Source organism: Burkholderia territorii (assembly GCF_902833055.1).
Lineage (GTDB): Bacteria > Pseudomonadota > Gammaproteobacteria > Burkholderiales > Burkholderiaceae > Burkholderia > Burkholderia territorii.
In genome coordinates this window covers 105992-118598 of the sequence record NZ_CADFEJ010000009.1, presented here as the reverse complement: position 1 = coordinate 118598, position 12607 = coordinate 105992, and the positions used below count along the sequence as shown (strand labels likewise).

At 68.0% G+C, this 12607-nt stretch carries 13 protein-coding genes; 7 read left to right on the top strand and 6 right to left on the bottom strand.

Annotated elements, in window-relative coordinates; all coding sequences use genetic code 11:
• Window positions 1–4: 4 nt before the first annotated feature.
• The gene (fliJ, locus tag HW466_RS17760; RefSeq protein ID WP_059448457.1) at window positions 5–463 is read left to right on the top strand and encodes a flagellar export protein FliJ; all 459 of its coding nucleotides are present in this window, start codon (window positions 5–7) and stop codon (window positions 461–463) included.
• A 31-nt stretch (window positions 464–494) separates the two neighbouring features.
• Window positions 495–1865: a flagellar hook-length control protein FliK gene (locus HW466_RS17755; protein ID WP_174905924.1), complete on the top strand. Its 1371-nt coding sequence runs from the start codon at window positions 495–497 to the stop codon at window positions 1863–1865.
• A gap of 41 nt (window positions 1866–1906) precedes the next feature.
• Here the strand turns inward: HW466_RS17755 and HW466_RS17750 are convergent, their stop codons facing one another.
• Window positions 1907–3547 carry a GMC family oxidoreductase gene (locus HW466_RS17750; RefSeq protein ID WP_151005991.1) on the bottom strand — a complete coding sequence of 547 codons (1641 nt, stop codon included), beginning with the start codon at window positions 3545–3547 and terminating at the stop codon, window positions 1907–1909.
• 721 nt (window positions 3548–4268) lie between these two features.
• Between HW466_RS17750 and HW466_RS17745 the strand changes: the two genes are divergently transcribed.
• A complete protein-coding gene (locus HW466_RS17745) occupies window positions 4269–5711 on the top strand; it encodes a coniferyl aldehyde dehydrogenase (protein ID WP_060348121.1) in 1443 nt (480 codons plus the stop codon).
• A gap of 75 nt (window positions 5712–5786) precedes the next feature.
• Here HW466_RS17745 and HW466_RS17740 read toward each other — a convergent pair whose 3' ends face one another.
• Both HW466_RS17740 and HW466_RS17735 read right to left on the bottom strand, forming a co-directional pair.
• Complete coding sequence (locus HW466_RS17740) at window positions 5787–6809, bottom strand: serine/threonine protein kinase (protein ID WP_414144391.1); 1023 nt, start codon at window positions 6807–6809, stop codon at window positions 5787–5789.
• Window positions 6810–6867: 58 nt separating this feature from the next.
• On the bottom strand, window positions 6868–7080 hold the full coding sequence (locus HW466_RS17735; protein ID WP_011886311.1) for a hypothetical protein: 213 nt from the start codon (window positions 7078–7080) through the stop codon (window positions 6868–6870).
• Between the two features lie 626 nt (window positions 7081–7706).
• Here HW466_RS17735 and HW466_RS17730 point away from each other — a divergent pair.
• Window positions 7707–8588 (top strand): DMT family transporter, encoded by an 882-nt coding sequence (locus tag HW466_RS17730; protein ID WP_174905923.1) that lies wholly within the window; start codon window positions 7707–7709, stop codon window positions 8586–8588.
• Between the two features lie 303 nt (window positions 8589–8891).
• Entirely contained in the window at window positions 8892–9077 is a 186-nt protein-coding gene (locus HW466_RS17725) for a hypothetical protein (protein ID WP_059448451.1), read from the top strand.
• A gap of 120 nt (window positions 9078–9197) precedes the next feature.
• On the opposite strand, the gene mgrA is transcribed toward HW466_RS17725, so the two are convergent.
• Complete coding sequence (mgrA, locus tag HW466_RS17720) at window positions 9198–10241, bottom strand: L-glyceraldehyde 3-phosphate reductase (protein ID WP_151006469.1); 1044 nt, start codon at window positions 10239–10241, stop codon at window positions 9198–9200.
• 182 nt (window positions 10242–10423) lie between these two features.
• On the opposite strand from mgrA, the gene HW466_RS17715 reads away from it, so the two are divergent.
• Window positions 10424–10630, top strand: a complete 207-nt coding sequence (locus tag HW466_RS17715) for a DUF3185 family protein (protein ID WP_059448449.1) — start codon at window positions 10424–10426, stop codon at window positions 10628–10630.
• A 112-nt stretch (window positions 10631–10742) separates the two neighbouring features.
• Here HW466_RS17715 and HW466_RS17710 read toward each other — a convergent pair whose 3' ends face one another.
• Window positions 10743–11516 carry a phytanoyl-CoA dioxygenase family protein gene (locus HW466_RS17710; RefSeq protein WP_151006468.1) on the bottom strand — a complete coding sequence of 258 codons (774 nt, stop codon included), beginning with the start codon at window positions 11514–11516 and terminating at the stop codon, window positions 10743–10745.
• Window positions 11517–11869: 353 nt separating this feature from the next.
• Here HW466_RS17710 and HW466_RS17705 point away from each other — a divergent pair, with 353 nt between their 5' ends.
• Window positions 11870–12211 (top strand): hypothetical protein, encoded by a 342-nt coding sequence (locus HW466_RS17705; protein WP_059869950.1) that lies wholly within the window; start codon window positions 11870–11872, stop codon window positions 12209–12211.
• Window positions 12212–12338: 127 nt separating this feature from the next.
• Here HW466_RS17705 and HW466_RS17700 read toward each other — a convergent pair whose 3' ends face one another.
• Window positions 12339–12605, bottom strand: coding sequence for a hypothetical protein (locus HW466_RS17700; RefSeq protein ID WP_151005401.1), 267 nt, complete (start codon window positions 12603–12605; stop codon window positions 12339–12341).
• Between the last annotated feature and the right edge of the window lie 2 nt (window positions 12606–12607).

The window sequence follows — 12607 nt, the reverse complement described above, 5'->3', positions numbered from 1 at the left end:
CCCGATGGCACACGGCTTTCCCCTTCAACTGCTGCTCGATCGCGCGCAGGAAGATCTCGACACGGCCGCGAAGCAGCTCGGCACCGCGCAGCGCGACCGCACCGCCGCCGCCGAACAGCTCGATGCGCTGCTGCGCTATCGCGACGAATACCACGCGCGCTTCGCGCAGTCCGCGCAAAGCGGCATGCCGGCCGGCAACTGGCGCAACTTCCAGGCGTTCATCGATACGCTCGACGCGGCCATCGCGCAGCAGCGCAACGTGCTGGCCGCGGCGGAAGTCCGCATCGACGAGGCACGCCCGAACTGGCAACAGAAGAAACGCACCGTCGGTTCATACGAAATCCTGCAGGCGCGCGGCGTCGCGCAGGAAGCGCAGCGTACGGCCAAGCGCGAACAGCGCGACGCCGACGAACACGCCGCGAAGATCCTGCGCATGCGGGCCGACGCGGCCCGTTCAGCGTAACCGCTCACCGCTTTCGAACGAGAGAATCGTCATGCCTCCACTGCCCCTGCTCGGCGTGCTGCTCGACACCGCCGGCACCGCGCTCAAGGCGATCCGCGACGCGGGTTCGTCCGCTTCGTCCAGGCCCGCCGGCAACGATGCCGCAAGCAGCCCGGCCGCCATGCCGTTCGCGCAGACGCTGAAGCAAAGCGTCGTCACGCGGCACGACGCGGCAACCGCCGGCACGCCGGACGCCCCGACGAAACAGGCTTCGTCGGGCTCCTCCGCCGGCACGAAGTCCGCCGACCGCAACGACGACCCGTCGACCGAAGACGCAATCGCGCCCGTCAATCCCGACGCGGCCGCGCTCGCCGCTGCAGCCGCCGTGCAGGCACAACTGCAGGTACGCGCGAACGATGCGGTCCCGGCCGATGCCGATACGGCTGCCGCCGCCGCAACAACGACGGCCACGGCCGTGTCCGGCCAGCCCGATGCCACGGCCGCGCTGACGAATCATGCAAGCAAGGATGCGGGCGCCGAGCCCGCCGTGCCGGTGTCCGGTCGCGACACGCTGCAGGCGGCGCTCGCGAAGCTGACCGGCGGCGCGGGCGCGATCGCGATGCCCGCGACCGGCACGGCAGCGACAGCGGCCGCGCCCGCGACGACGACGGCCGCATCGGCCGCCGGCGCATCGCCGACGCCGACGCAGAAAGTCCCGGCCTTCGACCGCACGCTCGCCGATGCGAAGGGCGCGCTCGCGACGCAGCAGGCACCCGCACAAGCGACCGCACCGGCGTTGCAGGCCGGTGCCACGGCCCAATCCGCCGCGCAGCATGCATTCGCGGCCGTCGAAGAAACCGCGAGCCCGGCCGCCGACGCAACGGCCGCTGCCGCCGCAACGGCTGCGGCAGCCGCACAGGCGAACCTCCAGGCATCGCCCGCCGCAAGCTCGATCGCCGCGGCCAACGCACACGTGCTGGCGCCGCACGTCGGCACCGCCGACTGGACGGATGCGCTGAGCCAGAAGGTCGTGTTCCTGTCGAACGCGCACCAGCAAAGCGCCGAGCTGACGCTGAACCCGCCGGACCTCGGCCCGCTGCAGGTCGTGCTGCGCGTCGCGGACAACCACGCGCACGCGCTGTTCGTGTCGCAGCACGCGCAGGTGCGCGACGCGGTGGAAGCCGCGCTGCCGAAACTGCGTGAAGCGATGGAAGCGGGCGGGCTCGGCCTGGGCAGCACGACCGTCAGCGACGGCGGCTTCGCGTCGCAGCAGCAGAACCCGCAGCAAAGCTTCGCCGGCGGCCGGCCGTCATCGCGCGCGCGCGCCGGATCGTCAACCGTCGACGCACCGGTCGACGTCGCGCAATCCGCAGCGGCCGGCGCGAGCGTGAGCCGCACCGGCCTCGTCGATACGTTCGCCTGAGCATCGCGTCGCGCGCGCCGATATGGGTCGGTGCGCGCCGCTCAGCGGCCGTGCGCGGCCGCGGCCGTCTCGCCGCGCGGCACGACGCCCCGGCGTGCCGCGACGATGAAATCCGCCGCGCGCTCGCCGATCATCACCGACGGCGCATTCGTGTTCCCGCCGATCAGCGTCGGCATCACCGACGCATCCACCACGCGCAACCCTTCGACGCCCCGCACGCGCAGTTGCGGATCCACGACCGCGCGCGCATCCGAGCCCATCCGGCAGGTGCCGACCGGGTGATAGATCGTGTCGGCATGCGCGACGATCGTCGCGCGCAACTCGGCTTCGCTCTGGTCGGCCCGCGTGTACAGCTCGCGCCCGCCTTGCGACGCGAGCGGCGCCTGCGACAGGATCCGGCGCATCGCCTGCGCGCCGCGCACCAGCAGATCGAGATCGCGCGGATCGCTGAAGAAGCGCGGATCGATCAGCGGTGCATCGCGCGCATCGCCGCTCGCGAGCGCGACCGTGCCGCGGCTGAACGGGCGCAGCGCGCACACGTGCAGCGAATAGCCGAAGCCCCAGTGCATCTTGCGGTTGTGGTCGTCGACGAGCGCCGTGCAGAAATGCAGCTGCAGGTCCGGACGATCGAGCGACGGGTCGCTCTTGATGAAGCCGCCGGCCTCCGCGACGTTGCTCGTCATCATTCCCGTGCGGCTCGAGAAGTAGCGTGCGAGCGCAGGCGTCATCTTCGCGATCCCGCGCAGGCAGACGCCGACCAGCTCCGAAGAATTCACGCGCGTGTTGATGATGAAGTCGATATGGTCGATCAGGTTGGCGCCGACGTCCGGCGCGTCGTGCACGACGGCGATCCCGTGCCGGCGCAGTTGCTGAGCCGGACCGATCCCCGAGCACATCAGCAGCTGCGGTGAATTGAACGCGCCGGCCGACAGGATCACTTCCGCGCGTGCACCGAGCGTCTCGACGCGTCCGTCGCGCGACACCGCGACGCCGACCGCGCGCTTGCCGTCGAAGCCCACGCGCAGCACCGTCGCATCGGTGATCACATGCAGGTTCGGCCGCTCGCGATCGTAGATATACGCGCGCGCGACGCTGCAGCGCGAGCCGTCGCGATGCGTGACCTGATAGAAGCCGACGCCTTCCTGCGTCGCGCCGTTGAAGTCGTCGTTGAGCGGATAGCCGGCCGCGTGCGCCGCCTGGATGAATCGTTCGGAGAACGGATTGCGAAAGCGCAGATCGGACACCGTCAGCGGGCCGTCGGCGCCGTGCCATGCATCGGCGCCGCGCGTGTTGCCTTCCGCGCGGCGGAAATACGGCAGCACATCGTGCCAGCCCCAGCCCGTCGCGCCGAGTTGCGCCCACTCGTCGTAGTCGGCCGGATGGCCGCGCGTGTAGATCATCGCGTTGATCGCGCTCGAGCCGCCCATCCCGCGCCCGCGCGGCTGGTAGCCGCGGCGGCCGCCGAGGCCCGGCTGCGGCACCGTCTCGTAACCGTAGTTCGTGCCGAGCTTGAACGGCACGAGCGCCGCGATCCCCACCGGCATGTTGACGAGCAGATTGCGCGCCGTGTGCGAGCCGGCCTCGATCAGTGCGATGGTCGCGTCGGGGCATGCATCGGCGAGGCGGCTGGCGAGGCTCGAGCCGCCGGATCCTCCGCCGACGATGATGTAGTCGTATTGCATGTCACGTCTCCTTCGTGTCATGGACGGCGCCCGGTGCAGCCCGGCTCCCGCTTGTAATGTTCGGGCATTGTAGGAATGGCGGTCGTGCGCGCGGCGCGCCGATTCAAGAGCGATTCCTCTAAACGCCCGCGTGAACTAAATTTAAGATGTATCGACTGATGCGACGCGATGCAGCGGCCAACAGAAGCCGCGCCGTCGCGAAACTGGGGAGACGACGATGCAGCGCGACGTTCTGCAGGCCGCGTGCCGACCGGGTTGTCCGGACGCACCGCGCGCGGCCCGCATTTCATTTCAAACGGACGCCCCGACGGTGACGTGCAACACCGTGCGCGCGGCCGGCCGAAATCGAACGACGTCGCGTATCGCCGACCGTTTGGACGGCTCGTCGCACGCGCGACTCGGCGTGCCGATGCGTGCGTCGCCGCGCGCGTCACGCTGCGCTGCTTCGGTGCACGCTCAGGTGCGCGCCACGCGCCGTCGAGCGCCGGCAAGAGATCGCATGCGGCCGTCCCCGCGAACCGTGCAATCCCGTTTTCGCGCCCGAACACCGTCGCGCGGATGCGACGCTTGCCGCGTTCAACGCGCTGTTTTCGACCGTGCATCGCATCCGGCACCCTGCCATGCGATGCGCGCCATCCTGACCCGCCCCGCCACGCTCACCGAGCGGGTACGTGCGGCCTGACTGCTGGCCCGCGTGCCACGCCCAACTGGAGGAGACGACATGAAGAACGACATGCCCGAACTGGCCCCGCAAGCGCTGCCGTCGGTCGATGCGCTGACGTCGCTGCTGCGCGACCAGCGCGCGGCCTACCTGCGCGCGCCGTACCCGGAGTGGGACACCCGCGCGCAGCACTTGCGCGCGCTGCGCACGATGCTGATCGATCACGCGGATGCGCTTGCCGATGCGATCAGCGCCGACTTCGGGCATCGCGCGAAGCAGGAAGTGCTGCTGTCGGAAATCTGGATGGCGAAGGAAGAGATCGACGATGCGCTCAAGCACGGCAAGCGCTGGATGAAGCCGATCCGCAAGCCGATGAACAAGTGGCTGCGGCCGGCGCGTGCGAAGGTGCTGCCGCAGCCGCTCGGCGTGGTCGGCATCGTCGTGCCGTGGAACTATCCGATCCTGCTCGCGGCCGGGCCGCTGATCTGCGCGCTCGCCGCCGGCAACCGCGCGATCGTCAAGATGTCCGAACTGACGCCGCGCACGTCCGCGCTGTTCGAACAGCTGATCGCGAAAACTTTCTCGCGCGACCACGTCGCGGTCGTGAACGGCGATGCGCAGATCGGCGCCGCGTTCACCGCGCTGCCGTTCGATCATCTGCTGTTTACCGGCTCGACGCATGTCGGCCGCCACGTAATGCGCGCCGCGGCCGACAATCTCACGCCCGTCACGCTCGAACTCGGCGGCAAGTCGCCCGCAATCATCGGCCCGAACGCGCGCTTCGACGCGGCCGTCGACGCGATCATCGGCGGCAAGACGCTGAACGCGGGCCAGACCTGCATCGCGCCCGACTACGTGCTGCTGCCGCGCGGGATGGAAGCCGCGTTCATCGAGCGCGCGCGTGTGCGTTTCGCGAAGCTGTATCCGGACCTGTCGACCAACGGCGACTACACGACGATCGTGTCGCCGCGCCATTACGCGCGGCTGCAACAGCTCGCGGCCGATGCGCAGGCGGCCGGCGCGCAACTGCATCCGTTGTCGGATGCGCCGTCCGATCCCGCGTCGCGCAGGTTCGTGCCGTGTGCGCTCACGCAGGTGCCGGCCGCGTCGCAGCTGATGCAGGAGGAAATCTTCGGGCCGCTGCTGCCGCTCGTGCCGTACGAACGGCTCGACGAAGCGATCGCATACGTGAATGCGCGTCCGCGACCGCTCGCGCTGTACCTGTTCGACGAGGATGGCGGCACGGTCGAGCGCGTGATGCGCGAAACGATCTCCGGCGGCGTGACGGTCAACGATGCGTTGCTGCACATCGCGTGCGGCAGCTTGCCGTTCGGCGGTGTCGGCGCGAGCGGAATGGGCGCGTATCACGGCTACGACGGCTTCGTGACGTTCTCGAAGATGAAGCCCGTGCTCACGCAGGCGCGCCTGAATACCCGCGGGCTGATCGCGCCGCCTTACGGCAAGCGCTTCGCCGCGGTGATCAAGATGATGCTGAAGTTCTGAGCGACGCGTGGCGGGCGGCGCCACACGCGGCGCCCCGCTTCCGAATGCCGCGCGGCGATGCCGCCGCGCGCGCCGTCATACGGGCCAGAGCGGCCCTTCCTGCATCGCGCCGATCTGCTCGCGCAGTTCGAGCACGCGTGCTTCCCAGTAGCGATGCGTGTTGAACCACGGGAACGCGGCGGGAAACGCCGGGTCGTCCCAGCGTCGCGCGAGCCAGGCCGCGTAGTGGATCAAGCGCAGCGTGCGCAGCGCCTCGATCAGATGCAGCTCGCGCGGCTCGAATTCGCAGAAGTCCTCATAACCGGCGAGCAGGTCCGCGAGCGCACGCGACGCGCCTTCGCGATCGCCCGGCAGCAGCAGCCACAGATCCTGGACGGCGGGCGCCATCCGGCTGTCGTCGAAGTCGACGAAATGCGGGCCCGCGTCGGTCCACAGCACGTTGCTCGGATGACAGTCGCCGTGCGTGCGCAGCAGGCGGATCTCGCCGGCACGCTCGAACGCTGCCTCGACGCCTTCGAGCGCGAGCGCCACCGCCGTCTCGTAGGCGGGCCGCACGTCGGCGGGAAGGAAATCGTGCGCGAGCAGGTAGTCGCGCGGCTCGTAGCCGAACGTGCGGATGTCGAGCACGGGACGCGCGACGTACTGCTGCGTCGCACCCACCGCGTGAATCCGGCCGATGAAGCGGCCGAGCCATTCGAGCGTGTCGCTGCGGTCGAGGTCGGGCGCACGGCCGCCGCGCCGCTCGAAGATCGAGAAGCGGAAACCGTCGAACGCGTGCAGCGTGCGGCCGTCGATGACGCGCGCGGGCACCGCCGGAATCTCGCGTGCGGCGAGTTCGGCGACGAACGCGTGTTCTTCCAGGATTGCTTCGTCCGACCAGCGCGCGGGCCGATAGAACTTCGCGACGACGGGCGGGCCGTCCTCGATACCGACCTGGTAGACGCGGTTTTCGTAGCTGTTGAGCGCGAGCAGGCGCCCGTCGGTGCGCAGCCCGGCCGGCATCAGCACGCTGTCGAGCGCGTCGAGCACGCACTCGGGCGTGAGACCGGCGAACGGCGGGCCGGCGGGAGCTGCGGGGGCGGAAGTGACGTCTTTCATGCCCCGCATTGTGCCGTCAGCCGCGCCGAAACACGAGCGTCCGGTGCGGCACGCGCGGTCAGTGGATCGCGGCGCCGGCCGGCAGCACGGATTCGCCGGTATCGATCAGGTCCTCGAGAAAGAACGGCTCGGTGTTGAGTTCCTTCGACTCGCCCGGCACGCCCGCGTACCAGGTCACCATGGCCATGTCGCCCAGAACGCGCTGGACGATGCCGCGCGCGCCCTTCGGCACCGCGATATGGGTAGTGCAGACAATCGACCCGACATGCATGATGGTTCCCCACTCTTGAAACTTGAATCCCGGCTCGCTGGCGAGCCGGCAAATGCACGATCCGCGCCGCCCTCGCCGGGGTGTTGCGCGTGATCCCATTGTTCACGGTTTATCGAAGCGCGAAAAGAAGAAGAAGCGGGCGAAGTGCCGCGAATTCGTCGAATGTCTCCAATCAACCACTGCGCCGCGCGTGCGCTTGCACGAGCGGATACCCCCATCATACCCTGTCGAATGTGACCGTCCGCCGAATCCGGCCACGCGCGCGGCGCCGGCTTCCGCGCAAGGTGTTGCGCGAGACGGCCGCCCTGCGTTACCTTTGACGCTCATTCGCGTTCAAGCGCATTCCGACACGATGCAATCGCCCACGTCCGCCCTCGCAACATCCCGGCCGCAGTTCGACTCGCGGCCGCAGGCGTGCGCGCATCCGTCGGTCCTCCCTCCTCCTGTCGCACCGCCGCTCGTCGGCGCCGCGCCGCCCCCGCCGGCGGCACGCGTCGGCTGACCGGCCGGCTTTCGGTTTCCCGTTTTCCATTCGTTCGTCCGCAGCCGTTCGTGCGCCGTCGCGCACGGCGCGTTTCCGCGCACGCGACATGGAACGTTTCGATCCGTTCGACAGGTGAATTCACATGGTTTCGCTCAAACGCGCGCTCGCCGCGCATGGCGTGACGTCGCTCTTCGTGCTGCTGTGGAGCAGCGGCGCGATCTTCGCTGAACTCGGTCTGCGTCACGCATCCGCGTTCGTCTTCCTCACCGCGCGATTCGCGCTCGCGTCACTCGTGCTGCTCGTGCCGGCCATCGTGCGCGGACGCTGGCTGCCGCCGCGCGGCGCGCGACGCATGGCCGCAATGACCGGCCTGCTGATGATGGGCGGCTATTCGATCTTCTATCTGCTCGCGCTCGAGCGCGGGATCGCGCCGGGCGTGCTGGCGACGATCCTCGGCGTTCAGCCGATCCTCACGCTGGCAATCGTCGAGCGTCGCTGGCGACCGATGCGCGTCGCGGGGCTCGCGCTGTCGCTGACCGGCCTCGCGCTCGTCGTGTGCCGGGGCGTGGGCGGTGCCGGCTTGCCGGTCACGGGTGTGGCCTGCGCGCTCACGGCGCTCGTCGCGCTGACCGCCGGCTCGCTGCTGCAAAAGCGCATGCGCGCGGCGCCTGCCGACGTGCTGCCGCTGCAGAACGCGATCGGCCTCGCGCTGTGCGTGGCGATCCTGCCGTCGCGGCCGGTCTCGCTCGACATCGGCTGGGCATTCGTCGTGTCGCTGCTGTGGCTCGGCATCGTGATCTCGGTGATCGCGCAGTTGCTGTTCTACCGGTTGATGCAACACGGCGATCTCGTCAACGTGACGAGCCTGTTCTATCTCGTGCCCGTCGTCACCACGCTGATGGACGCGATCTGGCCCGGCAACCGGCCGGAGCCGCTCGCACTCGTCGGCATGGGCGCGATCGTCGCGGGGCTCGCGCTCGTGTTCCGCACGCCGGCCGTTCGCGCGCGAGCGGATCGCGCGTAAGCGAACGGGCCGCCGCGCCCGCGGACGCGGCGGCCCGCATCGACATGTGCGTGATTTTTCGGCGCCAACCGAAAGGAGCGGGAAAGAATGGTGCAAGGCATTCGTCCGGCTTGCCGGAAAAACGCGGAATTGCACGGGTTTTCCGCATACTTTTAATGGTTCGGATAGCGAAAAACGCGGCGAGGTTGCCTATACTCGAATTGACCGCCCCGTTCGCAATCGGGGGCGGCGCAACATGAGAAATGCCCGGCATGGAGATGGAAGACGCGCGTGCGCCTGTTCCGGCCGGCTACGGAGACACGCATGACGACCTATTTCACGATCGGCGACTTCATCCTGTTGATTCCGATGGCGCTGGCCGGCGCGCTATTTCTCGGCGCGGTGCCGTGCGCAACCGAATTCCGCCACAACCTGTTGCGCGCGCTCGGCGTGATTCTCGGCGTCGGCGTAGCGGTATTGCTCGTCGAAGGCCTGCCTGCGCTGCTCTAGCGGGCGTTGACGTGCACCGGTCACGCCGCTGCATCGCAGCAGCGTAACCGTTCGTGTGTGCGTGCGCAGCAATACGGGATGCGTTGGTTCGCATCCCGTATCGACAATGCTCGATGCCGCTCAGATTGCCTGATCGGTTGAGGGCTTTTCCCACAGATTGATGCCGCCCTCGGTCGCGTAGCGATCGATCTCCGCAAGTTCGTCGGCCGAGAAGTCGAGATTCTTCAGCGCGCCGACGTTTTCACGCACCTGCTCCGCACGGCTCGCACCGATCAGCGCGGACGTCACGCGGCCATTGCGCAATACCCACGCGAGCGCCATCTGCGCGAGGCTCTGCCCGCGCCGTTGCGCGATGCCGTTGAGCTTGCGCACGTGCTCGAGGTTGTCCGCGCTCAGATGCTCCTGCTTCAGCGAACCGCCGCCCGGCTTGTTCACGCGCGCATCGGCCGGCACGCCGTTCAGGTATTTGGATGTCAGCAGCCCCTGCGCAAGCGGCGTGAATGCGATGCTGCCCGCGCCGATGTCGTCGAGCGTGCCGAGCAGATCCTGCTCGATCCAGCGGTTCAGCATGTTGTACGACGGCTGGTGGATCAGCAGCGGCACCTTGTACTGCGCGAGCAGTTCGGCCATCTCGCGCGTCTTCGCGGCCGAATACGACGAGATGCCGATGTACAGCGCCTTGCCCTGCTGCACGGCCGATGCGAGCGCGCCGGCGGTTTCCTCGAGCGGCGTGTGCGCGTCGAAGCGGTGCGAATAGAAGATGTCGACGTAATCGAGACCCATCCGCTGCAGGCTCTGGTCGAGGCTCGCCAGCACGTACTTGCGCGATCCGCCGCCGCTGCCGTACGGCCCCGGCCACATGTCCCAGCCGGCTTTCGTCGAGATCAGCAGTTCGTCGCGGTATGGGCGGAAATCTTCCTTCAGCAACCTGCCGAAATTGGTCTCGGCGCTGCCGTACGGCGGCCCGTAGTTGTTCGCCAGGTCGAAGTGATTGATGCCGAGGTCGAAGGCGGTGCGCAGGATCTCGCGCTGCGTGGCGATCGGCGTCGAGTCGCCGAAGTTGTGCCACAGACCGAGCGACAGGGCGGGCAGTTTGAGCCCGGATTTGCCGCAGGTGCGGTATTGCATGTCGGCATAACGTTCGGAAGCTGCTTGGTAGGCCATGAGTCGATTCCGTGAAGACGTCGGGGTGGGACGCGCGCCACGCGCGAACATCGCGCGCGGCGGCGAGGGAAACGTACGACAGTTATGGTATCGAACGTAGCCGAAGCGCGCACGGCAATGGACGCGGCCGCGTGCGTCGCCTACACTGCGGCGTCTCGAATCACCGTTACAGCGAGGTTGGTATGTCCCGGGTCATCTCGGTTGCGCTGCTGGTCGGCGGCGTCGTGCTGCTGTATTTCGGCGGCCAGTCGTTTCATTCGATCAACGACAACGTGTCGCGCTTCTTCACCGGCTCGCCCGCCACGAAGACGATCCTGCTGATCGCCGGCGGCGCCGTCGCATCGCTGATCGGCCTGATCGGCCTCGCGATGCCCGCCAACAAGCGCTGAGCGCGCTGCGCAAAACGCAACGGGCGGCCCAGGCCGCCCGTTCGTTCATCTGCCCACGCGGCCGCAGTGCCGCATCGGACAACCGGCGCGGCCGCCTCGCCGCCGAACGCTGCTAGAACTGCACTTCCGGCTTCGCCGCCGAACGCGTGCCAGGCAGCGGCCGGTTGCTCACGCCGTGGTACGTATAGACGAGCGAGAACTTCACCTGGTCGGAGCGGTTCTGCCCCGCCGAATGCAGCGTGTTGCAGTGGAAGAACACGACGTCGCCCGTCTGCAGCGACGGACAGGTTGCCGCATCGATCATCTTGCGGTTTTTCGGCAGGTCGCTGCGGAAGAACTTCGCGTCGTCGAACGCTTCCGGCCCGAATTCTGCCGTGTGCGAACCCGGCACCAGCCAGAGCGCACCGTTTTCATTCGTTTCCGGCCCGAGCGCGAGCCACACCGAGACCATGTCCGCGCGTTCGAACGACCAGTAGCGGAAGTCGCGATGCCAGCCCGTCAGGCTGCCGTACGCGGGATGCTTCGTCATCATGCAGTTGTGATGCGCGCGTGACAGCACCGGCTGCTCGCCGAAGTACTCGCGCATCCACGCGCCGATTTCGGGCGCGATCGCGCGCGCCGCGAACGCCGGGTCGCGCGTATACGCGTCGAGCAGCCGCCGCACCGTGTGACCGCCCGGCGCATGCTTCGACTCGGGTGCGCCCGGGTAGCGCAAATCCGCCTCGAACTCGATCGGCTCCGCCGCTTCCTGCAACTGGCGCACCGCGATCTGCCTGAGCGCCGCGCACTGCGCCTCGTCGACGAGGCCGCGCGCGACGACGAAACCGCGTTCGCGCAATTCCGCGACTTGCGCGCGGATCGATTCCGACTGCAATGGAGACGACATGGGATGCCAGACGTTTATCGTGTGAATGTGACGATTGTAAATCGGCGCCGGATGCCGCGAACAGCGCCATTGTCGTGCGCAGGGGCATGCCAATCGTCGATTTGATCTGGCGCAAGGGAACTGTGCGGCGCGGCGCGAGCCTCAGCGACAGGCGGTATGCGGCGACACGCCGGCGGCACAAGGGTTTATCGCGACTTTTGCACGTCACGAAACCCTTGTAGCCTGTCGCGGCCTGTCAATTCTGGCGGGCGCGGCGCGCAACGACTTTCGGTAAGATCCGTTGCGCAATCCGAGGCCGTTCATACCAGTGCGCTTTTCAAGGGCGCCATCCATACAAGCGAAGCATCGTTCACATGCCATTCCGTCTGACTTCCCGTTTCAACCGCACTGCCAAGCGCGTCGCGCCCTCCGCTCCCGCCCGCCCGCTGCGCCATCACCGCGCACGCACGCAGGCGCTCGCCGAGCACACGCACGCGCACAGCCGGCTGGACGGCATCCGCGCGTGGTTCCACGCGTTCTTCTCGATGATGAGCGCGCAGGCGTTCGCGCGCCGTGCCGGCCTGCGCTCGCTGCTGCAGAAGCCGTCGTCGCTGCGCGCGCTCGCGCTGCGCCGCACGCTCGGGCCGCAGCGGCGCATCAACCGCCCGCGCCGCCTCGCGGCCAGCAATGGGTGGTTCGGGTTCAGCGCACGCTGAGCCCCCCCCATGAAAGCCATTGCGGACGATGCTGTCCGCAATGCGCAATCTCATACGTTCGAGTACTCGCGCTGATTTGCCCCTTCGATGGGTCAGTCGAAGTCGGTGCGTCGGACCGCCGTCCACGTCAGCATCTGTCCGGCATCGCCGTTCCCGCTGGTTCAACCACGATTCGATGCCGTACGCACTTGTCCCAGAACGCGTCGGTCGCTTCCCGGGTCATTTCCAGCGCCTCGCACATTGCCACGAAACGCTCTCGTGTAAACGGTCCGCCGGCTAGCGCGTCGATCATCGCGTAACCATTCGCGTTGAACTTGAATACAAAAAAATGCGCGGCATCAAAGAAGCTGCGATCCGCCTTTCGCTCAATCAAGTTTCGATTAATTTCGTACATAT

Coding starts and splice junctions, on each gene's coding strand:
- HW466_RS17735 (WP_011886311.1), bottom strand. CDS start 7,080: ATGCATGTCGGGTCGATTGTCTGCACTACCCATATCGCGGTGCCGAAG.
- HW466_RS17710 (WP_151006468.1), bottom strand. CDS start 11,516: ATGTCGTCTCCATTGCAGTCGGAATCGATCCGCGCGCAAGTCGCGGAA.
- HW466_RS17745 (WP_060348121.1), top strand. CDS start 4,269: ATGAAGAACGACATGCCCGAACTGGCCCCGCAAGCGCTGCCGTCGGTC.
- HW466_RS17715 (WP_059448449.1), top strand. CDS start 10,424: ATGTCCCGGGTCATCTCGGTTGCGCTGCTGGTCGGCGGCGTCGTGCTG.
- HW466_RS17725 (WP_059448451.1), top strand. CDS start 8,892: ATGACGACCTATTTCACGATCGGCGACTTCATCCTGTTGATTCCGATG.
- HW466_RS17705 (WP_059869950.1), top strand. CDS start 11,870: ATGCCATTCCGTCTGACTTCCCGTTTCAACCGCACTGCCAAGCGCGTC.
- HW466_RS17740 (WP_414144391.1), bottom strand. CDS start 6,809: ATGAAAGACGTCACTTCCGCCCCCGCAGCTCCCGCCGGCCCGCCGTTC.
- HW466_RS17730 (WP_174905923.1), top strand. CDS start 7,707: ATGGTTTCGCTCAAACGCGCGCTCGCCGCGCATGGCGTGACGTCGCTC.
- mgrA (WP_151006469.1), bottom strand. CDS start 10,241: ATGGCCTACCAAGCAGCTTCCGAACGTTATGCCGACATGCAATACCGC.
- HW466_RS17750 (WP_151005991.1), bottom strand. CDS start 3,547: ATGCAATACGACTACATCATCGTCGGCGGAGGATCCGGCGGCTCGAGC.
- fliJ (WP_059448457.1), top strand. CDS start 5: ATGGCACACGGCTTTCCCCTTCAACTGCTGCTCGATCGCGCGCAGGAA.
- HW466_RS17755 (WP_174905924.1), top strand. CDS start 495: ATGCCTCCACTGCCCCTGCTCGGCGTGCTGCTCGACACCGCCGGCACC.
- HW466_RS17700 (WP_151005401.1), bottom strand. CDS start 12,605: ATGTACGAAATTAATCGAAACTTGATTGAGCGAAAGGCGGATCGCAGC.